Raw genomic sequence first — 26,014 nt, 5'->3', positions numbered from 1 at the left:
TCCCTGTTATTGTCGCCACGGCATGACCGGCACCGCGCTGATGGCGTTCTTCGGCGACCCGTCGACTACTTTGTCGGAGTAGGCCAGATACGCCAGCGTGTTGCGTTTCTCATCATAGAAACGCACGACCTGCAATGACTTAAATATCAATGAGGTGCGTTTTTTGAAAACCACCTCTCCCTGCGCCTTGCCGTTCTTAATTCTGTCGCTCAGTTCAATAGGCCCGACCTGCTGACAAGAAATAGCGGCGTCAGACGTATCTTCCGCCAGCCCCAATCCGCCTTTTATGCCGCCCGTTTTCGCCCGGCTAACATAGCACGTCACGTTTTTGACATCAGGATCATCAAAAGCTTCCACCACGATTTTATGGTCAGGACCGAACATTTTAAATACCGTATCGACTGAACCAATTTGTTCCGCGCGGGCGCTCTGCCCCAGCAGCAACAAAATTGAGAAAAGTACTAAGCTCTTGTATTTCATATTGTTACCATTCATAAAAGTTACATTGCGTAATTATTAGACATTCTAAAATAAAATGGTTATAGATCACAGGATTAGAATAATTACCTGTCACGTTGCCTAAAAAAAGCATTTAAGCTCAAAAAAAACACTGAATGCTAAAAGAACAAAAAATGCTATTATCCTCTTACCTGATATCGGGTGCTCGTTGTTGAAAGGATGGGGATATTTTATGGATCAGGCTGGCATAATTCGCGACCTGTTAATCTGGCTGGAAGGTCATCTGGATCAGCCGCTGTCACTTGACAATGTGGCGGCAAAAGCAGGCTATTCCAAGTGGCACCTGCAGAGAATGTTTAAGGACGTGACGGGCCACGCCATTGGCGCTTACATCCGCGCCCGTCGTTTATCGAAATCAGCAGTGGCGCTGCGTTTGACCGCGCGTCCAATTCTGGATATTGCTCTTCAGTACCGCTTCGATTCTCAGCAAACCTTTACGCGCGCCTTTAAGAAACAGTTTTCCCAGACGCCAGCGCTGTATCGTCGCTCCTCGGAATGGAGCGCCTTTGGCATTCGTCCGCCATTACGGCTGGGCGAGTTTACCGTGCCGGAACATCAGTTCGTTACGCTGGAAGATACGCCGCTCCTTGGCGTCACGCAGAGCTATTCCTGCTCGCTGGAACAGATTTCCGACTTCCGCCACGAAATGCGCGTGCAATTCTGGCATGATTTCCTCGGTCATTCGCCAACTATTCCGCCAGTGCTTTATGGGCTTAATGAAACGCGCCCCAGCATGGAGAAAGACGATGAGCAGGAAGTATTCTATACCACCGCACTGCCGCAAGAGCAGGCCGATGGCTATGTTCAGTCGGCGCATCCTGTGCTGTTGCAGGGCGGTGAATACGTCATGTTCACCTATGAAGGGTTAGGAACCGGCGTGCAGGATTTTATCCTGACCGTTTACGGCACCTGTATGCCAATGCTGAATCTGACCCGTCGTAAAGGACAGGATATAGAGCGATACTACCCGTCAGAAGATACCAAAACCGGCGATCGCCCTATCAACCTGCGCTGCGAATTTCTGATCCCGATTCGCCGTTAACGCTGTAGCTCATCCAATGCAGGGGCGTCCAGATGCGAAACGTCCCCTGCGGTTTCTACCACCCACCCAGACGCCAGCCACTGACTTTCCTGGTAATCGATGCGAGAAATAGAGCAGTTGCGCAAACGTAACCGGCGTTCCGCCCAGGCGGGTAGTCCCAGTATAGTACTGACCAGACAGCCCAACGCGATACCGTGACTGACCAATAAAGGTCGGCTGCCCTGCGGTAGCTCCAGACAGGACGCCAGCGCGGCATGAACGCGATCGCTCAACTCCTGCATCGATTCCCCGCCGGGAATGCGGCCATCCTGCGTGCCGTTGACTAACTGACGACGCCAGCCCTCTTCTTCTTCCGTCAGCGAATCGATTTGGCGCTTTTCCAGCACGCCCATATCCAGCTCGCGCAGGCGGGAGTCAAAGGCGATATCACACCCGCACGCCTGGGCGATAATCTCCGCCGTGCGTTTTGTGCGGCCTAAATCGCTGCTGATGATATGGGTGATGCCGAGGCTGCGGGCGCGTTCTCCTACCTGCATGGCCTGCTGCTCGCCTTTTGCCGTCAGGGGACTGTCCGATTGGCCCTGAATACGTCGCTCGGCGTTCCACTGCGTTTCACCGTGGCGAACAAGGTATACCTGTAACATGTTTTTTTTCCGTTATACTGCGATAAATTTTTAAAACTGAGCTTAATTATGCACCAGGTTATCTCTGCGACCACCAATCCTGCCAAAATTCAGGCAATTCTACAGGCATTTGAAGAGATTTTCGGCGAAGGATCGTGCCATATTACGCCCGTCGCCGTCGAGAGCGGCGTACCGGAGCAGCCCTTCGGAAGCGAGGAAACGCGTGCTGGCGCACGAAATCGCGTGGATAATGCGCGACGCCTGCATCCAGAAGCTGATTTCTGGGTAGCCATTGAAGCCGGAATTGACGATGACGCCACCTTCAGTTGGGTGGTGATTGATAACGGCGTTCAGCGCGGTGAAGCGCGATCGGCCACGCTGCCGTTGCCCGCCGTCATTCTCGACAGAGTCCGCCAGGGGGAAGCGCTTGGCCCGGTGATGTCGCAGTACACAGGTATTGACGAGATTGGTCGCAAAGAGGGCGCCATTGGCGTATTTACCGCCGGAAAATTAACGCGCTCCAGCGTTTACTACCAGGCGGTGATCCTGGCGTTAAGCCCGTTTCATAACGCGGTGTATCGATAATTATTTGCGCTATGTTGTAGGCCTGATAAGCACAGCGCCATCAGGCATTTCGCGGCGATGTTGCCGGATGGCCGCTTCGCCTTATCCGGCCTACGAGCAAATCAGGCGTTTTTCAGCAGTACATTCTCAAGCCAATGACGCAGTTCAACCGGCGCGGATTTCAGGCTGTTTGACCCGCGCGTGATGGTGGCGATGCCCGCCCCCAGCTCGGTTTTCAACTCGCGCTGGCTCATTTCGCCACGCAGCAACTCCTCAATAATGCGCACACGCGTTCCCAGCGCTTCACGCTCGTCCGGCGTAAGCATCAGTTGTAATAAAGGCAGATGCAGATCCTCTGCATATGCCTGACGGAGTAACTCCACAAAACGAAGCCACTCCTGATTACGTTGTTCGGCGATAGCCGATGAATAAGGGGAATGCTGGGTCATGTTATACCGCCGTTTGTACTGTTACACGAGTACAAATGATAACATAACCCGTCTGCATTAATACCGTCGCTGCCACTCAGAGTCGCTCATTAAGGCCTCTTTCTGCCCCATAAAGTGGCGATAGTAAGCGTCATAGGCCAGAACGTTTTTCACGTAGCCGCGCGTTTCCGAAAAGGGAATGCTTTCGACAAACGCTACGGCATCGATACGCCCGGCGCTATTGCCAAGCCAGGTGCGCACGCGCCCCGGCCCGGCGTTATACGCCGCCGAGGCGAAAATGCGGTTATTGCCAAACTGCTGATAAACATACTGCAAATAGCTGGTGCCAATGTTGATGTTGGTCTCCGGCTCCAGCAGTTGGCCGGGGCCGCGGTAGTCCGGAATCGAAAACATTTTCACCGTATGGGTGGCCGTGCCCGGCATAATCTGCATTAAGCCGCTGGCCCCTACCGGCGATTTTACTTTCGGGTTCCAGGCGCTCTCCTGGCGGGCAATCGCCATGGCATAGCTTTGTGAGATATCTTTTCCGCGGGTATAGCGGGTAAAAAGATCGTTATACGCCATCGGGAAACGCTCCTCCAGATGATCCCACAGTTTTCCGGCGATCGTCGCCTGTACGCTCAGATCCCACCAGTGCTGGTTAAACGCATAGCGCGCCAGCTGCGCCTGTTCAGATTTACTACGGCTTTTTACCAGATTCGCCCATTCGCTGCGCGCCGTGTTATCCAGGTTCCAGTACATCAGCTCCCGTACACGCGCCATCTCCGGCCCCTGCGTCAACGCGCTGTTTACGTTGGCGGGCGCTTTATCGATTTTAAGCGTGTACTCTTCGCCTAAACGCTGCGCCGCGACCATCGGATAAAAACCGCGCTTCTGCATTAAAGCATGAAGGATCTCTTTCGCTTCGGCGTCACGACCGCGCTCCAGCAATAAATCCGCCTGCCAGTAACGCCACTCGTCTTTCTCTTTCGCCTCCATCGGCAGGCGGGCAAGCCAGGTATTGAGACCGCGACGATCGCCCATCCCCAGCGCCATACGCACGCGCCGCTCGATAAGCGACGTCGATTGCGAGCGCATAATCGCGTCATCGCGCCATTTCGCCTGCGCATCGGTCACATCGTTGCCCATCAGTCGCCAGGCAACGATATCGCGCAGCGCCTGCGTTTGTTCCTCATTAAGTTTCTGCGCCTGTACCAGCGAGGGGATCATCAGACGCGCATTTTCCGCGTCCTGGCGGGCGACGCTGGCAAACGCGACTTCCGCCATCTGGCGGGTAAAATCGGTGGCGCCGGTGGTGCGTGCGAAGGTCAACACGTTATTAGGGTCATTAGCGAGGGTAATGATCGCTGAGGCGATCGTTTGATATTCCGCCGGCATCTGTCCGGCCAGCACCGTAACCAAACCCGTATTCCCGGCTTTCATCGCCAGCCGAATACGTTCCAGGTACGCCAGCGGGTCTTGCTTGCCGGAGGCCCGCCAGACGCTGAACAGTTTATCGCAGGCATTCGGCTGACTTTTGCCGGTCAGCCAAAGGTCTTTCGCGCCCTGCCAGGCCGCTTCCGTTTGCCCGGTACTCCATTTCGCGTAGTAATAGTTACATTGCGCTTCCGTGGTGCCGGGTTTCTCCGGGCTAAACGCCAGCAAGCCGCGCCAGTCTTCACGACGCGCCAGCTCATTGACGAAGCGCGATTGCAGCGTACGCGCAGGCGGAAGCGTAGGATTGGCGCGCACAAACTGCGTGACGGCAATCGCCGGTTGGTTCATCAAATCGTCGGTGATCTTACGGTATTCCAGATACGGGTAGAGCGGATAATCTTTCAGACCCGGCATCATCTGCTCTACCACATCCATCTGGCGGTTGTCCCAGGCCTGTTTAATCTGCGCATAGCGGTTACGCTGCTCTTCCAGTGAGTCGGCCCGCGCGAGGTGACAAAAGGTCAGCAGGCATACGCTGGCGGCGGCGAGACGCCAGACAAATGGTTTGGCTCTATCCACAAGCTCTTCCTCAATTGTTATCCAATGCAGCATCATGCCGCGTAATGAATTTATGCTAACCAGTCATAGCCATTTGCGCCACGTTACGGACACTTTTTTACTTTTATTGCGAGTGCGATCTGCTGGCTGGGCTTAGGCAGGGAAAAAGGCTACACTTCGCCTTTGACATCTATTCACCATCACGATAAACATAGAGGCGAAGTCCAACGTGGCTCAATTCGTTTATACCATGCATCGTGTCGGCAAAGTGGTTCCGCCGAAACGTCATATTCTGAAAAACATCTCGCTGAGCTTCTTCCCTGGCGCCAAAATCGGCGTGCTGGGCCTTAACGGCGCCGGTAAGTCTACCCTGCTGCGCATCATGGCGGGTCTCGATAAAGATATCGAGGGCGAAGCGCGCCCGCAGCCCGGCATTAAGATTGGCTACCTGCCGCAGGAACCTCAGCTAAACCCGGAACACACGGTACGCGAGTCGATTGAAGAGGCCGTTTCGGAAGTGGTTAACGCCCTCAAACGTCTGGATGAAGTGTACGCGCTGTACGCCGATCCGGATGCCGACTTCGACAAGCTGGCCGCAGAGCAAGGCCGGCTTGAAGAGATTATCCAGGCGCACGACGGTCATAACCTGAACGTGCAGCTTGAGCGCGCAGCTGACGCCCTGCGTCTGCCGGACTGGGATGCCAAAGTCGAAAAACTGTCCGGCGGCGAGCGCCGTCGCGTGGCGCTGTGCCGTCTGTTGCTGGAAAAGCCGGATATGCTGCTGCTCGACGAACCCACCAACCACCTGGATGCCGAATCTGTTGCATGGCTGGAACGTTTCCTGCACGACTTCGAAGGCACGGTCGTGGCGATTACCCACGACCGTTACTTCCTCGATAACGTCGCCGGTTGGATTCTGGAACTTGACCGCGGCGAAGGTATTCCGTGGGAAGGCAACTACTCCTCCTGGCTGGAGCAGAAAGATCAGCGTCTGGCGCAGGAAGCGTCTCAGGAAGCAGCTCGCCGTAAATCCATTGAGAAAGAGCTGGAGTGGGTGCGTCAGGGCGCGAAAGGCCGTCAGTCGAAAGGTAAGGCGCGTCTGGCTCGCTTTGAAGAACTGAACAGCGTTGAGTATCAGAAACGTAACGAAACCAACGAACTGTTTATTCCACCAGGACCGCGTCTGGGCGACAAAGTCATTGAAGTCAGCAACCTGCGTAAATCCTACGGCGACCGCGTACTGATCGATGACCTGAGCTTCTCGGTGCCGAAAGGCGCTATCGTCGGGATCATCGGGCCAAACGGCGCGGGTAAATCGACCCTGTTCCGCATGATGTCCGGTCAGGAGCAGCCTGATAGCGGCACCATTACGCTGGGTGAAACCGTCAAGCTGGCCTCGGTCGATCAGTTCCGCGACGCGATGGACAACAGCAAAACCGTCTGGGAAGAAGTGTCCGGCGGGCTGGATATCATGAAGATCGGCAACACTGAAATGCCAAGCCGCGCCTATGTAGGCCGCTTCAACTTCAAAGGCGTCGATCAGGGCAAACGCGTTGGCGAACTGTCCGGCGGTGAGCGCGGTCGTTTGCACCTGGCGAAGCTGCTGCAGGTGGGCGGCAACGTCCTGCTGCTCGACGAACCGACGAACGACCTGGATATCGAAACCCTGCGCGCGCTGGAAAACGCCCTGCTGGAGTTCCCTGGCTGCGCGATGGTTATCTCGCACGACCGTTGGTTCCTTGACCGTATCGCCACCCACATTCTGGATTATCAGGATGAAGGTAAGGTGGAATTCTTCGAAGGTAACTTTACCGAATACGAAGAGTACAAGAAACGCACGCTGGGCGCCGAGGCGCTGGAGCCGAAGCGTATCAAGTACAAGCGTATTGCCAAATAAATGTCTGAATGCCGGGTGGCGCTTGCGCTTACCCGGCCTACAAACCCAGCGATTCCAGTACGTTGTGAAACTGTAGGCCTGATAAGACGCGGTAAGCGTCGCATCAGGCATTGGTTCTTATCCCTGCTCGCCCATCATCTCTTTCACCAGTTCCACACAGCGCAAAAAGCGGCCATCGTAATCAGCCTCTTTAACGTGAACGAACTCAATGTTGTTCTCTTTCAGCATCTCGACCAGCAGGTTCTGGAACGCTTTGCGATCCACTGAACTGCCCAGACTTCGCAGTCCGTCAGCTACCCACGGCGTATTATTCTCCAGCAAAATCACCAGGTCGAAGCGATACTCGTCGATCAGCGCCTGGACAAAGGGATGCTCGCGCCCTTCGTATTTTTTGCAAAATGCCTGGGTGGTGACGAAATCGGTATCGATAAACGCCACTTTATTCGCATATTTCACTGCAAAATCAATATATTGTGCATGACCCAGCGCGATTTTATCGTAATCGGAATACTGTAACGCCATCTCATCGCCGCCCAGATGCGAAAAGACATAGTCGCGGCCATATTCCCAGGCGCTGGTGGTATTAAAAATATTGGCGAGCTTATTGACCAGCGTAGACTTGCCGCTTGATTCCCCGCCCAGTATAGCGACGGTACGCACGAAAAACGGCTTCACTTCGGTAGGAATATATTCCCAGTAACGAAACGGATTTTCGCGGATTTGCGCCCCGCTGATATTCATAAACGTGCGTTCAGGATCGACCAGCACCGTCTCAATCCCTAAATGCTCAAGATACTGCGGCGCATCAGCCTCTTCGGAAGTGTAGATCCAGCTCGGCTGTATTCCCTTCTCTGCCATAAACGCTTTAATGCCGTTGCTCCAGACGTCCCAGCCATGCGGATAAGGCTCCATCCCCTCTTCATTAAAGGCGTGGATGCGAATATTTTTTTGGTATTTGAAGGTTTGCAATAACCAGCGCAGGCGATCCGACACGGTGGGCTGCTGCGACATGGCGCTATCCTCAAACAGCCCGCGGTCGCGCGTATCGTCATATCCCATAATGATGTGCAGCTCATCCACCTGGCTACAGGCCCGCTGGATCAAGTAGATGTGTCCGGTATGCAATGGATAAAATTTACCGAACACCACGCCAATGTTTTTCTGTCGGCGGGGAAACTCCAGCCCGAGAAAACGGTGTAGCGCCTCCAGTTTTTGCGCGCTGGGGCTTTTGATTTTGGCGTTAAGTAACTGACTCAGATACCCCTTGGTCATACCGCTGGCGTCAGCCACCTGTTGCAGAGTGCAACCTTGCTGCTTAATCGCGGTTTTGAGATAGTCGAACGATGACACAAGAGCCTCCTGCTGGAAAAATCGCATAACACTGCCTGATGGCGCTTCGCTTATCAGGCCTACAACATCAATCCGTATCAATCCGTAGGCCGGATAAGACGCATTGCATCGCCATCCGGCAAATTATACAACATCGCTGCATACAGCGAATTATAAGTCGTCAAACACGCTTAACGCATCTGCGAGCTTTTTAACACCGAACACCTGCATTCCTTCCGGCGGCTTTTTCGGTACGTTGGCGGCAGGCACAATCGCCCGACGAAAACCGTGTTTCGCCGCCTCGGAAATACGCTCCTGCCCGCTCGGCACCGGACGAATCTCGCCTGCCAGCCCCACTTCGCCAAACACCACCAGATCCTGCGGCAACGGCCTGTCACGCAGGCTGGAGACCATCGCCAGCAGTAAAGCCAGATCCGCGCTGGTTTCGGTGACTTTCACGCCGCCGACCACGTTGACGAAGACGTCCTGATCCGACATTTGCAGACCGCCGTGTCGGTGCAGCACCGCCAGCAGGATTGCCAGACGGTTTTGTTCCAGACCGACCGCCACGCGCCTGGGGTTCGCCATCATCGAGTGATCGACCAGCGCCTGAATCTCCACCAGCAACGGTCGCGTACCTTCCCAGACGACCATCACTGAACTGCCGGAAGTGACCTCATCGCCACGGCTTAAAAAGATGGCGGACGGATTGCTCACTTCGCGCAACCCCTGTTCGGTCATGGCGAAGACGCCCAGCTCATTGACTGCGCCAAAGCGGTTTTTGTGGCTGCGCAGCGTGCGGAAACGAGAATCGGCGTCGCCGTCGAGCAATACTGAGCAATCGATACAGTGTTCCAGCACTTTCGGCCCCGCCAGCGACCCGTCTTTGGTGACGTGGCCGACCATCACGATCGCCACGCCGCGCGTTTTGGCGAAGCGCGTCAGGTAGGCTGCCGTTTCGCGGACCTGAGCGACACTGCCCGGCGACGACTGGATGTCCGCCATATGCATCACCTGTATGGAGTCGATCACCATCAGTTTCGGCTGTTCTTCTTCGGCAATCAGGCAAATTTGTTCGATGCTGGTTTCCGACAGCATATTCAGATTCGCCGTCGGCAGGCCAAGCCGATGCGCGCGCATCGCCACCTGCTGTAGCGACTCTTCGCCGGTGACGTACAGCGTTTTCATCTGCTCGGCAAGCTTGCACAGCGTTTGCAGCAGCAACGTTGATTTGCCCGCGCCGGGGTTACCGCCAATCAAAATGGCGCTGCCGGGTACCACCCCGCCGCCCAGCACGCGGTCAAACTCTTTAAAACCGGTAGAAAAGCGCGGCAGTTCCTCAAGACTGATGTCAGACAGTTTCTGCACTTTTGATACGCCCGCACTGCCGGCGTATCCGCTCAGACGTTCGTTACGCGCCACCGTCGGCGATGCGGCAAGGCGCACCTCGGTAATGGTGTTCCAGGCATGGCAGGCGCTGCATTGCCCCTGCCAGCGCGGGTAATCGGCACCACATTCATTACAAACAAAGGCGCGTTTTGGAGCTTTTGCCACGTTTTACCTCTTTCGTTAACGCTGTTGCCGGATGGCGCTGACGCTTATCCGGCCTACGGTCGCCTTGCCATTGGGCAGGTTAATCATTTCTGGTTCATGCTGCCGGAGAGAATGCAAAACACGCCCATCAGGTCAGCGTGGCGGATCGTAATCTCCGTCTTTTCGTTTACTTTTGGCTTGGCATGGAAGGCAATACCTAACCCTGCCGCTTTGATCATTGGCAGATCGTTAGCGCCGTCGCCAATCGCCACCGTCTGCGCCAGCGGGATATCATGCTCTTGCGCCAGACGAAGCAAGGTATTGGCTTTATACTCAGCATCCACAATATCGCCGATAACGTGACCGGTAAATTTACCGTCCATGATCTCCAGCTCATTGGCGACCGCCGCCGTCAGACGTAGCTGGTCACGCAGATAGTCGGCAAAGAAAGTGAAGCCGCCGGAGGCGATAGCGATTTTCCAGCCAAGCGCTTCCAGTTTTAGCACCAACTGCGTTAATCCTGGCATTAGCGGCAGATTCCCGCGCACCTGACGCAAAATATCGGCATCCGCGCCTTTCAGCGTCGCCACGCGGCTACGCAGGCTGGCGGTAAAATCAAGCTCGCCGCGCATCGCGCGCTCCGTCACTTCAGCCACCTTCTCACCGGTACCGGCCAGCTTAGCGATTTCATCGATACACTCAATCTGGATCGCCGTTGAATCCATATCCATGACCAGCAGCCCCGGCGTGCGCAGATGCGGAATTTTACCCAGCGGCGCGACATCCAGTTGCGCCTCATGCGCCAGCCGCGTCGCACGCGGCGTCAGCGACCCCGCCAGACGAATGACCTGATAATCCTCCACGCACCAGGCGGCGACAATCACCATTGCGGCGCCCAGTTTGGTCTGATATTGAGTTAAACGCTGCTTATCCAGCCCGCGCCCATACAGCAGCCAACCGCTGCGGCCTGCATGGTAATCCAGAGGCATCACCTCGTCGCCGCTTAAAGAAAGAGGCAAACCAGGCCATAAAGAGACATCTTCAGGCAGATCGCACCAGGTAATGTTAGGCATTAAAGCTCCTGTAAATCGTTCAGGCCGGTAACCGCCCCGCGGAAAATAACGCATGAGGCTACCTTGTAACCATCGCTTCTGGCAACATTAAGCCTCAAATTTTCAGCAGGTGGAATATGGCTCGCGCAAAACTGAAATTTCGGCTGCATCGTGCAGTCATTGTATTGTTCTGTCTCACACTGCTCGTCGCGCTCATGCAGGGCGCGTCCTGGTTTAGTCAAAACCACCAGCGACAGCGCAATCCGCAGCTGGAAGAGCTGGCCCGCACGCTGGCGCGCCAGGTGACGCTCAACATCGCCCCGCTGATGCGCAGCGAAACACCGGATGAAAATCGCATCAACGCCGTGCTGCGTCAGCTCACGCAAGAGAGCCGTATTCTGGATGCCGGCGTCTATGATGAACAGGGCGATCTTATTACTCGCGCTGGCGAAAGCGTCAATGTGCGCGACAGGCTGGCGCTGGATGGCAAAAAAGCGGGCAGCTATTTTAACCAACAAATTGTCGAGCCTATCCAGGGGAAAAACGGCCCCTTGGGTTACCTGCGTCTGACGCTGGATACCCACACGCTGGCCACCGAAGCAAAGCAGGTCGATAACACCACCAACATTCTACGCCTGATGCTGCTACTCTCGCTGGCGATAGGCGTGGTGCTGACGCGCACCTTGCTACAAGGTAAACGCACCCGCTGGCAGCAGTCGCCCTTCCTGCTAACGGCCAGCAAGCCTGTTCCGGAAGAGGAAGAGCGTGAGGAAAAAGAGTAAAATGACGGCTTAATAAAGGTAAGGAAAACCACCATGACTACATTACGCCTGCTTATTTCTGACTCTTACGATCCCTGGTTTAACCTGGCGGTCGAGGAGTGCATTTTCCGCCAGATGCCCGCCACCCAGCGCGTGCTGTTCCTGTGGCGTAACGCGGACACGGTCGTTATCGGCCGCGCGCAGAATCCGTGGAAAGAGTGCAATACCCGACGTATGGAAGAAGATAACGTCCGCCTGGCGCGTCGCAGCAGCGGCGGCGGCGCGGTGTTCCACGACCTTGGCAACACCTGCTTTACCTTTATGGCGGGTAAACCGGAGTACGATAAAACCATCTCCACCCATATTGTGCTCGCGGCGCTGAATTCGCTGGGCGTCATGGCCGATGCTTCAGGACGCAACGATCTGGTCGTAAAAACGCCGGACGGCGATCGCAAAGTCTCCGGTTCAGCCTATCGCGAAACCAAAGATCGCGGCTTCCATCACGGCACGCTACTGCTGAATGCAGACCTCAGCCGACTGGCCAATTATCTGAATCCAGACAAGAAAAAGCTCCAGGCAAAGGGGATTACCTCCGTGCGTGGGCGCGTGGCGAACCTGGTTGAACTGCTGCCGGATATTACCCACCAGCAAATTTGCGAAGCCGTAACCGAAGCGTTTTTCCGCCACTACGGTGAGCGCGTCGAAGCTGAAATTATCTCGCCGGATAACGTGCCAGACCTGCCCAACTTCGCCGAAACCTTTGCCCGACAAAGCAGTTGGGAGTGGAATTTCGGCCAGGCGCCGGCGTTCAGCCATCTGCTGGATGAACGTTTTACCTGGGGTGGCGTCGAGCTACATTTCGACGTTGAGAAAGGCGTGATTACCCGCACTCAGGTGTTTACCGATAGCCTGAATCCGGCCCCGCTGGAAGCACTGGCGGGGCGACTGCAAGGGTGTTTATACCGCGCGGATATGCTGCAACAGGAGTGCGAGGCGTTACTGGTTGATTTCCCGGAGCAGGAAAAAGAACTGCGGGAATTATCGGCGTGGATGGCGGGGGCGGTGCGGTAGCTCACCGTTTAAAATACCAAAGGAAGGGAATATGAGCCATCTGGAAAACCAGGAACGGGAGATTATCAATTTAATGTTCAGCCAGCGTATTTCCTGGCTAGCCGCCGTGCGTATCAGGCATAAATTATCGCTTGCTGAAGTAAGTGAAATGTTAGGTATCTCTATTAATTCTCTAAAACGGATCGAAAAGACGGAACGGCTTGACTCAAACATTAAAAACAAAATGGCAGGAATTTATGGTTGTCCGCCAGAGTTGCTGATATGCCCTTACTGGATGAGGGCTGAACATAAATGAATAGATTCGTGAATAGATACTTGAATGGATTTAATTTCCTATCCATATGAAAAATAATAGTAAATCTATAAATCAGTCACTATTGATGAATAGATACTAAAAAGCCGGAGCGGTCTCCCGCTCCGGCTTAACACGACAATCGCCTTTCAGCGAAACACACTTACTCTTTATCGCCCAGCAGCACAGATTCCAGCGCGATTTTGATCATATCGTTGAAGGTCGTCTGACGTTCAGCGGCAGTGGTCTGCTCGTGGGTACGGATGTGGTCGGACACGGTGCAGATAGTCAGCGCTTTCGCGCCAAACTCAGCCGCAACGCCGTAGATGCCCGCCGCTTCCATCTCTACGCCCAGTACGCCGTATTTTTCCATCACGTCGAACATTTCGCCGTCCGGAGAGTAGAACAGGTCTGCAGAGAACAGGTTGCCCACGCGCGCGTCAACGCCCAGCGCTTTTGCCGCATCAACTGCGTTACGTACCATGTCGAAGTCAGCAATAGCCGCGAAGTCATGATCTTTAAAACGGATACGGTTCACTTTGGAGTCGGTGCAGGCACCCATACCGATCACCACGTCGCGCAGTTTGACGTCCATACGCACAGCGCCGCAGGAGCCGACGCGAATGATTTTCTTCACGCCGAAATCGGTGATCAGCTCTTTGGTGTAGATGGAGCAGGACGGGATACCCATACCGTGACCCATCACGGAGATCTTACGGCCTTTGTAAGTCCCGGTGAAACCTAACATGCCGCGAACGTTGTTCACTTCGCGAACATCTTCGAGGAAAGTCTCAGCAATGTGCTTCGCGCGCAGCGGGTCGCCCGGCATCAATACGACGTCAGCGAAATCACCCATTTCTGCATTAATATGTGGAGTTGCCATCTTCAGTTCCCTTTAAATTTGTTGTTATTGCCTGATGGCGGCTACGCCTTATCAGGCCTACAAAACGTCTGTAAAAACAGTGAAATACCCTAAGGATTTCGCGTTGTAGGAAGGCGACGAATTCGTGAATCCCCGGGAGCATAGATAAACTATGTGACCGGGGTGAGCGAATGAAGTCAACGCATCTACAGCGCGAAAGACAACGGGTATCACAGCATGTTTTTACCGTAATCCATTGGCGATGTACCAAAGTAGGTCGCCAGCGTCTGGCCGATATCCGCGAAGGTTTCACGGTGACCTAAAGAGCCCGGTTTGACTTTTGGACCGTAGATCAGCACCGGAATGTGCTCACGGGTATGGTCAGTACCGGTCCAGCTCGGGTCACAGCCGTGGTCAGCGGTCAGGATCAGAATGTCATCTTCACCCACCAGCTCCATCAGCTCCGGCAGACGGCGGTCAAACAGCTCCAGACCTGCGGCGTAGCCCGCGATGTCGCGACGGTGGCCCCAGGAAGAGTCGAAGTCGACGAAGTTAGTGAAGACGATGGTTTTATCGCCCGCTTCTTTCATCTCTTTGAGGGTCGCGTCGAACAGCGCGTCCAGACCGGTCGCTTTCACTTTCTTAGTGATGCCGCAGTTGGCGTAGATGTCGGCAATCTTACCGACGGACACCACGTGGCCCTGTTTTTCATCGACCAGTTTCTGCAGCACGGTCGGCGCTGGCGGTTCTACGGCCAGGTCGTGACGGTTGCCGGTACGCTGGAAGTTACCGGCCTTGTCGCCGATAAACGGACGCGCGATCACGCGGCCAATGTTGTAGCCGCCTTCGGTCAGCTCTTCACGGGCGATTTCGCACAGCTCGTAGAGTTTATCCAGGCCAAAGGTCTCTTCGTGGCAGGCAATCTGGAACACGGAGTCAGCGGAGGTGTAGAAAATCGGCTTGCCGGTTTTCATGTGCTCTTCGCCGAGCTGGTCCAGAATAACGGTGCCGGAAGAGTGGCAGTTACCGAGATAGCCCGGCAGGTTGGCGCGTTTTACCAGCTTATCCAGCAGTTCCTGCGGGAAGCTGTTTTCATGATCGCTGAAATAGCCCCAGTCGAACAGCACCGGCACGCCAGCGATTTCCCAGTGGCCGGACGGCGTATCTTTGCCGGAAGACAGTTCGTGCGCCCATGCGTATGCGCCAATAACGTCCGCGTTGCCGTCCATGCCGGCGGCAATTTTACCGGTAGAGCCTTCATGCGCTTTCACCAGACCCAGACGAGTCAGGTTAGGCAGATTCAACGGGCCTTTACGGCCATTGTCAGCTTCGCCTTTGGCGCAAGCTTCTGCGATGTGGCCCAGAGTGTCGGAACCTACGTCGCCAAAACGATCCGCGTCTTCAGTAGCGCCGATGCCGAATGAGTCCAGCACCATAATAAATGCACGTTTCATATCTTCTCCGTACTTAGTGCTTCAAAAATAATTGATCAGATCAGTATACAACTATTCAGTAATTCGACGATAGACCGAAGGTGTGCTTGCTGGCGCTTTATCGTCAAGGATAATTGCCGCTTTGACGGCCTTCGCCGCTTCCTGCCAACTGGTTTCGTCTTTGGCATGAATCACCGCCAGCGGGCGCTGCCCGTCGATGCTGTCGCCCAGACGGGCCATGTCGGTAAAGCCAACGCTGTAATCAATGGTATCAGACGCCTGACGACGGCCGCCGCCCATCGAGACGACCGCCATCCCCAGCGCACGCGTATCCATTGCGCTGATAAACCCTTCGGTATCAGCATATACCGCTTTGCTCAACATGGCGGTCGGCAGGTATTTATCGTAGTTCTCAACGAAATCGCTTGGCCCTTTCTGCGCGGCCACCATACGACCAAAGACTTCTGCCGCTTTACCGTTATCCAGCACCGCCTGCAGTTTGGCACGCGCTTCGGCGTCGTCTTTCGCCAGCTGGCCGGAGATCAGCATCTCCACGCATAGCGCCATGGTAACGTCAAACAAGCGCGGATTGCGGTATTCACCGGTCAGGAACTGCACGGCTTCACGTACTTCCACCGCGTTACCGGCGCTTGAAGCCAGCACCTGGTTCATATCGGTTAACAACGCCGTAGTGCGAACTCCCGCGCCGTTTGCCACGCCGACAATCGCTTCAGCAAGGGCTTCAGAAAGTTCATAGGTTGGCATAAACGCGCCGCTGCCGACTTTGACGTCCATTACCAGCGCATCCAGCCCTTCGGCCAGTTTCTTGGCGAGGATGGAACCGGTGATCAGCGGAATAGAGTCCACCGTCGCGGTAATATCGCGGGTGGCGTAAAAACGTTTGTCCGCCGGTGCAAGCGAGCTGGTTTGCCCAATAATCGCCACACCCACGTCTTGAATAATTTCGCGGAAACGGTTGTCGTCCGGGAAGATATCGAAACCCGGGATCGCTTCCAGTTTGTCGAGCGTACCGCCGGTATGTCCGAGGCCGCGACCGGAGATCATCGGCACATAACCGCCGCAGGCCGCTACCATTGGCCCCAACATCAGAGACGTCACGTCCCCTACGCCGCCGGTCGAATGCTTATCGACAATCGGGCCATTGAGATTCAGGCTTTTCCAGTCAAGGACAGTACCGGAATCCCGCATCGCCATGGTCAGCGAAACACGCTCCGGCATGGTCATATCGTGGAAGAAGATGGTCATCGCCAGGGCGGCAATCTGCCCTTCAGAGATAGTATTGTCACGAATACCATTGATAAAGAAACGAATTTCTTCGTCACTCAACGCATGACCATCACGCTTTTTACGAATAATTTCTTGTGCGAGAAACACGGTACCCTCCTGAGGGAAAAGAGTAGAAGGCTTACATCGCCGGATGGCGGTTAACGCCTTATCCGGCCTACAGGCCTGGATTTGTAGGCCGGATAAGCGCAGCGCCATCCGGCAAATCAGAGCTTAGTAGCTGCTGGCGCTCTTACCGTCGCCGTGACCCAGCGCTTTCAGCAGGCTTGCCAGCAGGCTGGATGCGCCAAAGCGGTAGTGACGAGAATCTGCCCAGTCAGCGCCAAACAGTTCGTCTGCAATCGCGAGGAATTTCTGCGCGTCTTCCGCCGTACGTACGCCGCCCGCCGGTTTGAAGCCAACGGTTTTGGAAACGCCCATGTCGCGGATCACTTCCATCATGATGCGCGCGCTTTCCGGCGTAGCGTTTACCGGCACTTTACCGGTAGAGGTTTTGATGAAATCCGCACCGGCTTTAATGGAGATTTCAGAGGCTTTACGAATCAGCGCCTCTTCTTTCAGCTCGCCGGTTTCGATGATCACTTTCAGCAATACGTTCGCTGCGGCACAAGCGTCTTTACAGGCTTTTACCAGGTCAAAACCCACCTGCTCGTTACCGGCGATCAACGCGCGGTACGGGAATACCACGTCCACTTCGTCAGCGCCGTAGGCGATCGCCGCACGGGTTTCCGCCAGCGCAATATCGATGTCATCATTGCCATGCGGGAAGTTAGTCACCGTTGCAATGCGGATGTCCGGCGTACCTTGTTCTTTCAGAGTCTTACGCGCAATCGGGATAAAACGCGGGTAAATACAAATCGCCGCCGTATTCCCGACCGGGGTTTTTGCCTGATGACACAACGCGATCACTTTTTCATTGGTGTCGTCATCGTTCAGAGTGGTCAGATCCATCAGTTTGAGCGCACGCAGGCTGCTTGCTTTTAAATCAGTCATGACATTCTCCAACGGCATTGCCGTATAAAATTTCACCTTGCGAGTCTGTTAATATTCTAACATTCACTCGCGATTACACTTCGATATACATCACAGTTAATGAAAACTACGTACAAATTTGCATTACTGTAATGAGATCTGAATCAAATTATCCCGCCGTCACCGTCTGTTCTTCGAGCGATAAGCGCATCAGGATCAAAGTCGGTTTGCCGCCATTTTCTACAATAGCGCATCGTCCCGGCATAAAGAGGAAACGAAGATGCCTGCCTCATGCGAAACTGCGCTCCAGCAGCGTTGCCAGCAAATTGTGACCAGCCCGGTGCTCACGCCTGAACAAAAACGCCATTTTCTGGCGCTGGAAGCTGAAAACGCCCTGCCTTATCCCACCCTGCCGGAAGATGCCCGCCAGGCGCTGGATGAAGGCGTCATTTGCGATATGTTTGAGGGGCACGCCCCCTTCAAACCGCGCTACGTGTTGCCCGATTACGCCCGATTTCTGGCTAACGGTTCACAGTGGCTGGAACTGGAAGGCGCGAAAGATCTGGATGATGCGTTATCACTACTCACCATTCTGTATCATCACGTACCTTCCGTGACGTCCATGCCGGTTTATCTCGGCCAGCTTGATGCGTTGCTGCAACCGTATGTTAGAATTCTAACACAAGATGCGATCGATATTCGAATAAAACGTTTCTGGCGTTATCTCGACAGAACGCTGCCAGACGCCTTTATGCATGCCAATATTGGCCCTGCCGATACGCCTGTCACACGAGCGATTTTGCGCGCTGATGCCGAGCTAAAGCAGGTGGTGCCTAACCTGACGTTTATCTACGATGCGGAAATTACGCCGGACGATCTGCTGCTGGAAGTCGCCAAAAACATTTGCGAATGCAGTAAGCCACACATTTCCAACGGCCCTGTAAATGATAAAATTTTCACAAAAGGCCATTATGGCATCGTCAGTTGTTATAACTCGCTACCGCTTGGCGGCGGCGGCAGTACGCTGGTACGTCTCAACCTGAAAGCCGTGGCAGAACGCAGTACGTCTGTCGATGACTTCTTTTCACGTACGCTACCGCACTACTGCCGACAGCAGATCGCCATCATTAATTCACGATGTGAATTCCTCTATGAAAAGTCACATTTCTTTGAGAATAGCTTTCTTGTACAGGAAGGTTTGATCGATCCCGAACGTTTTGCGCCGATGTTCGGTATGTACGGGCTGGCGGAAGCCGTGAATCTGCTGTGCGAAAACGCGGGCCTGAACGCCCGTTACGGCAAGAATGAAACGGCGAACGAGCTGGGCTACCGTATTAGCGCCCAACTGGCGGATTTCGTCGAAAATACGCCAGTGAAGTATGGCTGGAAGCAACGGGCGCTGCTCCATGCCCAGTCTGGCATAAGTTCCGATATCGGCACTACGCCGGGCGCGCGTCTGCCGTATGGCGATGAACCGGACCCTATCACCCATTTGCAAACCGTCGCACCGCACCATGCCTTTTATCATGCCGGGATCAGCGACATTCTGACGCTGGACGAAACCATCAAGCGTAATCCGCAGGCGTTGGTCCAGCTTTGTCTTGGCGCGTTCAAAGCCGGGATGCGGGAATTTACCGCCAATGTCAGCGGCAACGATCTGGTGCGCGTCACCGGTTATATGGTGCGCCTGTCGGATCTGGCGAAATTTCGCGCCGAAGGCTCGCGCACGAATACCACCTGGCTGGGAGAAGAAGCCGCACGTAATACCCGCATCCTGGAACGACAGCCACGCGTAGTCAGCCATGAACAACAGATGCGCTTTAGTCAGTAAGATCATTGCGTTTTCCTGCGTCGATGGGCCAGGCAGCCGCCTGGCATTATTCTTACAGGGCTGCAATTTGCGCTGTAAGAATTGCCATAACCCGTGGACGATGGGTCGCTGTAACGACTGCGGGGAATGCGTATCGCAGTGTCCGCATCACGCCCTCAGCGTTGATGGCGGGAAAGTGGTATGGCGGTCGGACGTCTGCGAGCAGTGCGATACCTGCCTGAAAATGTGCCCACAGCAGGCAACGCCAATGGCGCAGACCATGAGCGTTGACGATGTGCTGCGTCATATTCGTAAAGCATCGCTGTTTATTGAAGGTATTACCGTCAGCGGCGGAGAGGCGACCACGCAATTACCGTTTATTGTGGCGCTATTTACGGCGATCAAAGCCGATCCGCAGTTACAACGGCTGACCTGCCTGGTGGACAGTAATGGTCAGTTAAGCGAGACCGGCTGGCAAAAACTACTGCCGGTTTGCGACGGCGTAATGCTCGATCTGAAAGCCTGGAAGAGCGAGTGTCATCACCGTCTGACCGGACGTGATAACACGCATATTAAGCGCAGTATCCGCTTTCTTGCTGCGCGGGGAAAACTGGCGGAGCTGCGGTTGCTGGTTATCCCGGGTCAGGTGGACTATGCGGCGCATATCGATTCACTGGCGGCGTTTATTACTTCGCTGGGCGAGGTTCCGGTGCGTTTGAATGCCTTTCATGCGCATGGCGTCTATGGCGAAGCGAAAGCCTGGCCAGGCGCGACGCCGCAAGAGGTGGAACAGCTGGCTGACGGATTGCGCGCGCGTGGGGTGGCGAAACTGATTTTGCCGGCGCTATATTTGTAAGCGTCACCTACCGGACAGCGGCTGCGATGCCCTCAGAGCCGAAACAAGGTAATGGTATTGCGATACAGCGTATCGGCTATCACCTCTGCGGGCTCCGGACGTAATTCGCAGAGCGCATCAAATACTCGCGCCGCCTGCTCCGGGCGATTCGGCTGCCCCTGAAACCCCTTTAGCGGCATATCCGGCGCATCGGTCTCCAGCAACAGCGCGTCCAGCGGCAACCGCGCCATAACATCACGGGTTTTACTGGCGCGCGGGTAGGTGATGGTGCCGCCGACGCCGATTTTATAGCCCAGTCGCACAAAGCGTTCGGCCTGTTGCAGACTGCCGGCAAAACCATGCACCACACCGGTTCGCGGCAGATCCTGGCGCTTTAAGTGCATCGCCAGTTTGTCATGCGTGCGCCGCGAGTGCAGGATCACCGGCAGATCGTAGCGTTTTGCCAGTTGCAGTTGCGCGTCTAACAATCGCTCTTGCCTGGCGAACTGCGGATCGTCACGATAAAGATCGAGACCGATCTCGCCTACCGCCACGACGTTCTGTTGTTGCGCCAGCGCCTGTTGTAGCTTATCAGGATCGTCATCGGCATGACGCTCAATCACAATGGGGTGTAATCCCAGCGCAGCATAAAGCGACGGGAAACGCGCCGCCAGCGCCAGCACGCGGGGAAAGTGCGCCGCCCCGGTCGCCGGCACGATGATTTTTTCAACGCCCGCCTCACAGGCACGCTGAATACTGGCGCGCTCATCGCCCGTAAAGGGCGGGAAATCAAAATGGCAGTGTGTATCGATAAAGCGCCAGCTCACGCCAGATCCTCGTCGGTAAATGTGGTGTCGTTTGCCTGCGGCGCGCTAATGACCTCCGCCACATGCGTATCATTGGCCACCGGCGCCGGAGGCACGACCACCGTTTCCGGCACGGCAATCCGTGACGTATGGCGCAAGAGAGGCGGCGTTGCGGCGAGCAATTTACCAACGGTGGCAAGGAAATAACGCCCGCATAATTGCCCGGTTTTGTAATCCTCACGCAGCGCCGGGATACGGCTGCCCAGCGCCATGCTGTGCAGCGGTTTCGGCGGATAAATTTCAATGATCCGCAGCTTACCCGGCGGCTTTTCAATAAATTGTTGGATCGCGCTGTAGGACGTTTCATGATGCTGCACCAGGTTGACCAACGGCTGTAGACTGCTCTCTCCCAGCCAGCGCTCCATACGCTTAAACCACTGCGGCGTGTAATACATTTGCGAGGGTACGGTGCGGATCACCACAATGGTTTTCGCTCCCCGCTTTGCCGCCTCCTGAACCGGAATGGCGTCGCTAATGCCACCGTCCAGATAGTTGATGCCCTCTAACGTAACGCCGGTACGGTAGAAACCCGGTATGGCGCTGGAGGCGCGAATGATATCAAGCCAGTTTTGTTTTGTCGGCGAGAAATAGCCCGGCGTGTAATCATCCCCCCGGCAGGCGCACATATAAAAGGATTTTCCGCTGTCGAACAGGCGCGCTGCGGTATCCATTTGCAGCGGCATCCGGGCGGCGGTGGATTCTACCAGCCAGTCGAGGTCGATAAGGTTTCCTCCGCGTACAAATCGCAACGGATCAAAAAATTCGCGCCTGGTGGTATAGCGCATAATGACTTTACGCCCGTAGCCGGGCTGGTTGCAGAGATACGCCGAGAGATTTTGCGCACCGGCTGATGTGCCGAAGTAGAGATGGAAAGGATTAAACTGCGCACGCATAAACTCATCCAGCACGCCTGCGGTAAAGATGCCCCGCTGCCCCCCGCCCTCACAGACCAGCGCCATACGGCCTGGCCGGAACGGTGTTAATGATAACGGCGCAATATTGCCGAGCGTAACCGGTATTCGCTGGCCCACCTCTGCCTTCCTGTTTTTCATTTTTTTCCAGGCTGACAAGGTAACGCAAAACGTTAACGGCTAAAACCGTAAAAGCCAGTCCGCTGGACTGGCTTGATAGCAATATATCTTTACAGATGCCTGCTAGGGTCGTTTACGGCCCATGAACAGGCTGACCAGGAAGAGCACGATCCCGACGACGAAGACGATTTTCGCCGCGCCGGCAGCCGTACCAGCCAGTCCACCAAAACCCAATGCGGCGGCAATTAACGCGATAACCAGAAATATAATGCCCCAACGAAACATAAGCCTCTCCTTTACCATAGTTAATGTCGACCGCTAAATATGAGCGCTCAGGCTACTCATTCGCGATATTTTTAGTGTGGTGCACATTACGCCTCCCGACAAACGTCGGGAGGACGAATTACGACGAATTACTGAACTTTCAGATCGTTTTTAACACTTTTTACGCCATCAACGGCTTTCGCGATGCTTTCAGCGCGGTCGCTTTGTTCCTGAGTTTCAACAGTACCGGAGAGCTGTACGACGCCATCGGTCGTTTCCACTTTTACTTTACGGGAAGGGACGAGATCGTCCGCCAGCAACTTGGCTTTGACTTCACTGGTCGTGGCCGTATCACCGGCATAACCTTTCACGGAACCTTCTTTATTGTCGCGAACGTGAAGTTTGTCGCTAACGGAGGTCACGCCTTCTACGCCTTTCGCCACTTTCACGGCGGCTTCAGCCTGCGCCTGGCTTTCTACAAAGCCGCTCAGGGTGACGACTTTCTGATTGGTTTCGACAGAAATATCGGTGCTTTTAATATTGTCATGGTCTACCAGCGCAGCTTTTACTTTCGCAGTGATGGCGCTGTCATCCATGAAGTTACCGACTTTATTCATAGAGCTATCGACTTTTTGCCCTGCGGTTTCGGTTCCGCTTTGCGCCTTGTCCGTTGTTGCGTTTTCTGCAAAGGCAGAACCTGTCGCAACGGCAGAGGTCAACATTACGGCCAGCAGAGTTTTAGAAATCTTCAGTCTTGTCATAGTCATCGATTTTGTCCTGTATAGTTTGCTCGTAATTTGAGCTCAGGCAACACGAGGTTGCATTGCTGAATGCGGTGAAACTCACCGGTTTCTGAAGTCAATGACTGGCATCACATTCGTGAATTTGTAACGACGCGTCGCCTGCCACCCTTCCGTTTCAGTTATTAATATCGTGACTGAAACAAATCTCAGCTTTAAGCTCTCATATTCACGCATTGAACAGGCATTAAAGCCGACATTTATGTCATCACTTTGTTAAATATAGATCACAATTTTAAAATCGCTTGTCGGTGCGTATAAAAAACAGGCAGATCGGAGAAAAAACGCGGGATTTAAGAACATTCCGTAAGCGGTTAAAAAGGCAGGGAAAGTACGAAGGCGCGGCGGATGCCGCGCCCGGAAAGGGATCAGTGTTCGCGCGTTTTACGGAACTGAACGTCAGGGTAACGTTCCTGGGTCAGGTTCAGGTTAACCATCGTGGGGGCGATATAGGTGAGATTGTCGCCGCCATCCAGCGCCAGCTGCGTTTCATTCTTACGCTTAAACTCTTCGAATTTCTTCGCATCGGCGCTTTCCACCCAGCGCGCCGTCGCCACGTTGACGGATTCATAAATCGCCTCAACGTTGTATTCGCTTTTCAGGCGCGCGACAACAACGTCAAACTGCAAAACGCCCACGGCGCCGACAATCAGATCGTTGTTGGAGATGGGACGGAATACCTGCACCGCCCCCTCTTCAGAAAGCTGCACCAGCCCTTTCAGTAGCTGCTTCTGCTTGAGCGGATCTTTCAGGCGAATACGACGGAACAGTTCCGGCGCAAAGTTCGGGATACCGGTAAACTTCATCATCTCGCCCTGAGTGAAGGTATCGCCAATCTGAATGGTGCCGTGGTTATGCAGACCCAAAATATCGCCCGGGTACGCTTCTTCAACGTGCGAACGGTCGCCCGCCATAAAAGTTAACGCGTCGGAAATCACCACATCTTTGCCGGTACGGACCTGGCGTAGCTTCATGCCCTTCTCATACTTACCGGAAACCACGCGCATAAACGCCACGCGGTCGCGGTGTTTCGGGTCCATATTGGCCTGAATTTTAAAGACAAAACCGGTGAACTTCTCTTCCGAGGCTTCCACTGTGCGGGTATCGGTTTGACGCGGCATCGGCGCGGGCGCCCACGCCACTAAACCATCCAGCATATGGTCAACGCCAAAGTTACCCAGCGCGGTACCGAAAAATACCGGGGTAATTTCCCCTGCCAGGAACAGCTCTTCATCAAACTCGTTAGACGCGCCCTGCACCAGTTCCAGCTCGTCGCGCAGCTGCTGCGCCAGGTCTTCACCGACGGCGGCGTCCAGATCCGGGTTATTCAGCCCTTTAACGATGCGCACTTCCTGAATGGTGTGGCCCTTACCGGTCTGATAAAGATAAGTTTCATCTTTATAAAGGTGATAAACGCCCTTAAACAGCTTCCCGCAGCCAATCGGCCAGGTGATCGGCGCGCAGCCGATTTTCAGCTCATTCTCGACTTCATCCAGCAGCTCCATCGGGTCGCGGATATCACGGTCGAGTTTGTTCATAAAGGTCAGGATTGGCGTATCACGCAGACGGGTAACTTCCATCAGCTTACGAGTCCTGTCCTCAACGCCTTTTGCGGCGTCGATCACCATCAGACAGCAGTCCACCGCCGTCAGGGTACGGTAGGTATCTTCGGAGAAGTCTTCGTGCCCCGGGGTGTCCAGCAGGTTCACCAGACAGTCGTGATACGGGAACTGCATCACCGAGGTGGTGATAGAGATACCACGCTGTTTTTCCATCTCCATCCAGTCAGATTTTGCATGTTGGCTGGAGCCACGGCCTTTTACCGTACCGGCGGTCTGAATCGCCTGTCCGAACAGCAACACTTTTTCGGTAATGGTGGTTTTACCGGCGTCCGGGTGAGAAATAATGGCAAAAGTGCGGCGTTTGGCCACCTCTTGCAAATAAGGAGACAACGTCATAGTCAAATCTTCTTGAGTAAGCGCGGCGTTTGACCACGCATGTTGAATACGAAAAATGCGGCTATTTTACCCATCAACCTGGGGGAGGCAATCAGTGTTTACACAGGAGCTGCTCCAGTTCGCTTAATGACGCCACAGTCCAGGTTGGATGAATACCCGCGGGCTGCTCGCGATGATGCGCGTTAAGCCAGCAGGTCGACAGTCCGGCGTTAATGCCGCCAAGAATATCGGATTCCGCGGTATCGCCAACCATTAATACGCGCGAGCGGTCAGGGTTCCCCGCCTGCTCCAGGGCGTAGTTAAAGATTTTCGGATCGGGCTTCGCGACGCCAACCTGCTCGGAAATCACCAGCAGATCGAAATACTCGCGCAGCCCGGTGCGCTCCAGACGAGTTTGTTGTAGCGCGGTAAAACCGTTAGTAATAATACCGATTTTAGCCTGCCCGCGAATCGCATTAAGTAGCGAAACGGCGCCCGGCAAAGGAGAACAGATCTCCGCCATCGCACTAATAAAAGCGTCATTCAGCAGCCCCGGCGCAACGTTTAGCCGTTCAGCCCAACTTTGAAAACGCGCGTGCTGCAATTGTAATGAGGTAATCGCGCCGTTCTGATAATCCACCCATAGCGGCTTATTCACGGCCTGGTAATCCTGGAAATCCTCAGCGGTAAAGGTGACGCTATAGTCAAGGAACATCCGCTGTAAACCGGTGAAAGAATCAAACGTAAACAGCGTTTCATCGGCATCAAAGAAAATCCAGTCCCACTTCATCAT

Annotated in this window: 25 protein-coding genes; 8 read left to right on the top strand and 17 right to left on the bottom strand. The window is 54.6% G+C overall.

Going from position 1 to position 26,014, the window contains the following annotated elements:
- Positions 1-6: 6 nt before the first annotated feature.
- Entirely contained in the window at positions 7-480 is a 474-nt protein-coding gene (gene creA, locus NA389_RS05845) for a protein CreA (RefSeq protein WP_000875813.1), read from the bottom strand.
- A 211-nt stretch (positions 481-691) separates the two neighbouring features.
- Between creA and robA the strand changes: the two genes are divergently transcribed.
- Positions 692-1,561, top strand: a complete 870-nt coding sequence (gene robA, locus NA389_RS05840; RefSeq protein ID WP_000371685.1) for an MDR efflux pump AcrAB transcriptional activator RobA — start codon at positions 692-694, stop codon at positions 1,559-1,561.
- On the opposite strand, the gene gpmB is transcribed toward robA, so the two are convergent.
- A complete protein-coding gene (gene gpmB, locus NA389_RS05835; RefSeq protein WP_000942358.1) occupies positions 1,558-2,205 on the bottom strand; it encodes a 2,3-diphosphoglycerate-dependent phosphoglycerate mutase GpmB in 648 nt (215 codons plus the stop codon). The two genes, robA and gpmB, sit on opposite strands and share 4 nt — an antisense overlap.
- A 48-nt stretch (positions 2,206-2,253) precedes the next feature.
- Between gpmB and yjjX the strand changes: the two genes are divergently transcribed.
- Complete coding sequence (yjjX, locus tag NA389_RS05830) at positions 2,254-2,769, top strand: inosine/xanthosine triphosphatase (RefSeq protein WP_000554307.1); 516 nt, start codon at positions 2,254-2,256, stop codon at positions 2,767-2,769.
- Between the two features lie 101 nt (positions 2,770-2,870).
- Here the strand turns inward: yjjX and trpR are convergent, their stop codons facing one another.
- Positions 2,871-3,197, bottom strand: a complete 327-nt coding sequence (gene trpR, locus NA389_RS05825; protein WP_000192003.1) for a trp operon repressor — start codon at positions 3,195-3,197, stop codon at positions 2,871-2,873.
- 57 nt (positions 3,198-3,254) lie between these two features.
- On the bottom strand, positions 3,255-5,225 hold the full coding sequence (gene sltY, locus NA389_RS05820; RefSeq protein ID WP_372883349.1) for a murein transglycosylase: 1,971 nt from the start codon (positions 5,223-5,225) through the stop codon (positions 3,255-3,257).
- Positions 5,226-5,400: 175 nt separating this feature from the next.
- On the opposite strand from sltY, the gene ettA reads away from it, so the two are divergent.
- Positions 5,401-7,068, top strand: coding sequence for an energy-dependent translational throttle protein EttA (ettA, locus tag NA389_RS05815; RefSeq protein WP_000046773.1), 1,668 nt, complete (start codon positions 5,401-5,403; stop codon positions 7,066-7,068).
- A gap of 117 nt (positions 7,069-7,185) precedes the next feature.
- Here the strand turns inward: ettA and nadR are convergent, their stop codons facing one another.
- The 3 genes from nadR to serB all read right to left on the bottom strand — a co-directional run bounded on the left by nadR (position 7,186) and on the right by serB (position 11,003).
- Positions 7,186-8,418, bottom strand: coding sequence for a multifunctional transcriptional regulator/nicotinamide-nucleotide adenylyltransferase/ribosylnicotinamide kinase NadR (nadR, locus tag NA389_RS05810; protein WP_000093829.1), 1,233 nt, complete (start codon positions 8,416-8,418; stop codon positions 7,186-7,188).
- A gap of 150 nt (positions 8,419-8,568) precedes the next feature.
- A complete protein-coding gene (radA, locus tag NA389_RS05805) occupies positions 8,569-9,951 on the bottom strand; it encodes a DNA repair protein RadA (RefSeq protein ID WP_001029710.1) in 1,383 nt (460 codons plus the stop codon).
- Positions 9,952-10,034: 83 nt separating this feature from the next.
- On the bottom strand, positions 10,035-11,003 hold the full coding sequence (serB, locus tag NA389_RS05800) for a phosphoserine phosphatase (RefSeq protein WP_001132983.1): 969 nt from the start codon (positions 11,001-11,003) through the stop codon (positions 10,035-10,037).
- A 116-nt stretch (positions 11,004-11,119) separates the two neighbouring features.
- Here serB and NA389_RS05795 point away from each other — a divergent pair, with 116 nt between their 5' ends.
- The 3 genes from NA389_RS05795 to NA389_RS05785 are packed head-to-tail and all read left to right on the top strand — an operon-like array spanning position 11,120 to position 13,109.
- Positions 11,120-11,764 carry a YtjB family periplasmic protein gene (locus NA389_RS05795; protein ID WP_000090067.1) on the top strand — a complete coding sequence of 215 codons (645 nt, stop codon included), beginning with the start codon at positions 11,120-11,122 and terminating at the stop codon, positions 11,762-11,764.
- Between the two features lie 33 nt (positions 11,765-11,797).
- Positions 11,798-12,814, top strand: a complete 1,017-nt coding sequence (lplA, locus tag NA389_RS05790) for a lipoate--protein ligase LplA (RefSeq protein ID WP_000209778.1) — start codon at positions 11,798-11,800, stop codon at positions 12,812-12,814.
- Between the two features lie 31 nt (positions 12,815-12,845).
- The gene (locus tag NA389_RS05785) at positions 12,846-13,109 is read left to right on the top strand and encodes a helix-turn-helix domain-containing protein (protein WP_000018735.1); all 264 of its coding nucleotides are present in this window, start codon (positions 12,846-12,848) and stop codon (positions 13,107-13,109) included.
- A gap of 160 nt (positions 13,110-13,269) precedes the next feature.
- On the opposite strand, the gene deoD is transcribed toward NA389_RS05785, so the two are convergent.
- The 4 genes from deoD to deoC form a co-directional block, all read right to left on the bottom strand.
- Positions 13,270-13,989 carry a purine-nucleoside phosphorylase gene (gene deoD, locus NA389_RS05780; RefSeq protein WP_000224864.1) on the bottom strand — a complete coding sequence of 240 codons (720 nt, stop codon included), beginning with the start codon at positions 13,987-13,989 and terminating at the stop codon, positions 13,270-13,272.
- 209 nt (positions 13,990-14,198) lie between these two features.
- Positions 14,199-15,422: a phosphopentomutase gene (deoB, locus tag NA389_RS05775; RefSeq protein ID WP_000816454.1), complete on the bottom strand. Its 1,224-nt coding sequence runs from the start codon at positions 15,420-15,422 to the stop codon at positions 14,199-14,201.
- 51 nt (positions 15,423-15,473) lie between these two features.
- Positions 15,474-16,796, bottom strand: a complete 1,323-nt coding sequence (gene deoA / locus NA389_RS05770) for a thymidine phosphorylase (RefSeq protein WP_000477840.1) — start codon at positions 16,794-16,796, stop codon at positions 15,474-15,476.
- A gap of 123 nt (positions 16,797-16,919) precedes the next feature.
- Positions 16,920-17,699, bottom strand: a complete 780-nt coding sequence (gene deoC, locus NA389_RS05765) for a deoxyribose-phosphate aldolase (RefSeq protein WP_001519713.1) — start codon at positions 17,697-17,699, stop codon at positions 16,920-16,922.
- A gap of 259 nt (positions 17,700-17,958) precedes the next feature.
- On the opposite strand from deoC, the gene NA389_RS05760 reads away from it, so the two are divergent.
- A complete protein-coding gene (locus NA389_RS05760; protein WP_001111693.1) occupies positions 17,959-19,509 on the top strand; it encodes a YjjI family glycine radical enzyme in 1,551 nt (516 codons plus the stop codon).
- Positions 19,481-20,344: a YjjW family glycine radical enzyme activase gene (locus NA389_RS05755; protein WP_001064948.1), complete on the top strand. Its 864-nt coding sequence runs from the start codon at positions 19,481-19,483 to the stop codon at positions 20,342-20,344. The genes NA389_RS05760 and NA389_RS05755 overlap by 29 nt, the downstream gene beginning before the upstream one ends.
- Positions 20,345-20,376: 32 nt before the next feature.
- Here the strand turns inward: NA389_RS05755 and NA389_RS05750 are convergent, their stop codons facing one another.
- The 6 genes from NA389_RS05750 to yjjG form a co-directional block, all read right to left on the bottom strand.
- Positions 20,377-21,150 carry a metal-dependent hydrolase gene (locus NA389_RS05750; RefSeq protein WP_000119022.1) on the bottom strand — a complete coding sequence of 258 codons (774 nt, stop codon included), beginning with the start codon at positions 21,148-21,150 and terminating at the stop codon, positions 20,377-20,379.
- Positions 21,147-22,220 carry a patatin-like phospholipase family protein gene (locus NA389_RS05745; RefSeq protein ID WP_000531540.1) on the bottom strand — a complete coding sequence of 358 codons (1,074 nt, stop codon included), beginning with the start codon at positions 22,218-22,220 and terminating at the stop codon, positions 21,147-21,149. The genes NA389_RS05750 and NA389_RS05745 overlap by 4 nt, the downstream gene beginning before the upstream one ends.
- 123 nt (positions 22,221-22,343) lie before the next feature.
- Positions 22,344-22,505: a DUF1328 domain-containing protein gene (locus NA389_RS05740; protein WP_000490276.1), complete on the bottom strand. Its 162-nt coding sequence runs from the start codon at positions 22,503-22,505 to the stop codon at positions 22,344-22,346.
- A gap of 128 nt (positions 22,506-22,633) precedes the next feature.
- Positions 22,634-23,251: a molecular chaperone OsmY gene (osmY, locus tag NA389_RS05735; RefSeq protein WP_000178963.1), complete on the bottom strand. Its 618-nt coding sequence runs from the start codon at positions 23,249-23,251 to the stop codon at positions 22,634-22,636.
- A 401-nt stretch (positions 23,252-23,652) separates the two neighbouring features.
- Positions 23,653-25,242: a peptide chain release factor 3 gene (gene prfC / locus NA389_RS05730; RefSeq protein ID WP_000175965.1), complete on the bottom strand. Its 1,590-nt coding sequence runs from the start codon at positions 25,240-25,242 to the stop codon at positions 23,653-23,655.
- 91 nt (positions 25,243-25,333) lie between these two features.
- Complete coding sequence (gene yjjG / locus NA389_RS05725; protein WP_000870686.1) at positions 25,334-26,011, bottom strand: pyrimidine 5'-nucleotidase; 678 nt, start codon at positions 26,009-26,011, stop codon at positions 25,334-25,336.
- Positions 26,012-26,014 lie beyond the last annotated feature (3 nt).

Origin of the sequence: Salmonella sp. NW645, assembly GCF_051703725.1 — a bacterium.
Taxonomy (GTDB): domain Bacteria; phylum Pseudomonadota; class Gammaproteobacteria; order Enterobacterales; family Enterobacteriaceae; genus Salmonella; species Salmonella enterica.
This window is presented reverse-complemented; position numbering and strand designations above follow the sequence as displayed.

Bases quoted from the DNA above. Each gene is read 5' to 3' on its own strand.
- creA (WP_000875813.1), bottom strand. From the start codon at position 480: ATGAAATACAAGAGCTTAGTACTTTTCTCAATTTTGTTGCTGCTGGGG.
- robA (WP_000371685.1), top strand. From the start codon at position 692: ATGGATCAGGCTGGCATAATTCGCGACCTGTTAATCTGGCTGGAAGGT.
- gpmB (WP_000942358.1), bottom strand. From the start codon at position 2,205: ATGTTACAGGTATACCTTGTTCGCCACGGTGAAACGCAGTGGAACGCC.
- yjjX (WP_000554307.1), top strand. From the start codon at position 2,254: ATGCACCAGGTTATCTCTGCGACCACCAATCCTGCCAAAATTCAGGCA.
- trpR (WP_000192003.1), bottom strand. From the start codon at position 3,197: ATGACCCAGCATTCCCCTTATTCATCGGCTATCGCCGAACAACGTAAT.
- sltY (WP_372883349.1), bottom strand. From the start codon at position 5,225: ATGCTGCATTGGATAACAATTGAGGAAGAGCTTGTGGATAGAGCCAAA.
- serB (WP_001132983.1), bottom strand. From the start codon at position 11,003: ATGCCTAACATTACCTGGTGCGATCTGCCTGAAGATGTCTCTTTATGG.
- NA389_RS05795 (WP_000090067.1), top strand. From the start codon at position 11,120: ATGGCTCGCGCAAAACTGAAATTTCGGCTGCATCGTGCAGTCATTGTA.
- lplA (WP_000209778.1), top strand. From the start codon at position 11,798: ATGACTACATTACGCCTGCTTATTTCTGACTCTTACGATCCCTGGTTT.
- NA389_RS05785 (WP_000018735.1), top strand. From the start codon at position 12,846: ATGAGCCATCTGGAAAACCAGGAACGGGAGATTATCAATTTAATGTTC.
- deoD (WP_000224864.1), bottom strand. From the start codon at position 13,989: ATGGCAACTCCACATATTAATGCAGAAATGGGTGATTTCGCTGACGTC.
- deoB (WP_000816454.1), bottom strand. From the start codon at position 15,422: ATGAAACGTGCATTTATTATGGTGCTGGACTCATTCGGCATCGGCGCT.
- deoC (WP_001519713.1), bottom strand. From the start codon at position 17,699: ATGACTGATTTAAAAGCAAGCAGCCTGCGTGCGCTCAAACTGATGGAT.
- NA389_RS05760 (WP_001111693.1), top strand. From the start codon at position 17,959: ATGCCTGCCTCATGCGAAACTGCGCTCCAGCAGCGTTGCCAGCAAATT.
- NA389_RS05755 (WP_001064948.1), top strand. From the start codon at position 19,481: ATGAACAACAGATGCGCTTTAGTCAGTAAGATCATTGCGTTTTCCTGC.
- NA389_RS05740 (WP_000490276.1), bottom strand. From the start codon at position 22,505: ATGTTTCGTTGGGGCATTATATTTCTGGTTATCGCGTTAATTGCCGCC.
- osmY (WP_000178963.1), bottom strand. From the start codon at position 23,251: ATGACTATGACAAGACTGAAGATTTCTAAAACTCTGCTGGCCGTAATG.
- prfC (WP_000175965.1), bottom strand. From the start codon at position 25,242: ATGACGTTGTCTCCTTATTTGCAAGAGGTGGCCAAACGCCGCACTTTT.
- yjjG (WP_000870686.1), bottom strand. From the start codon at position 26,011: ATGAAGTGGGACTGGATTTTCTTTGATGCCGATGAAACGCTGTTTACG.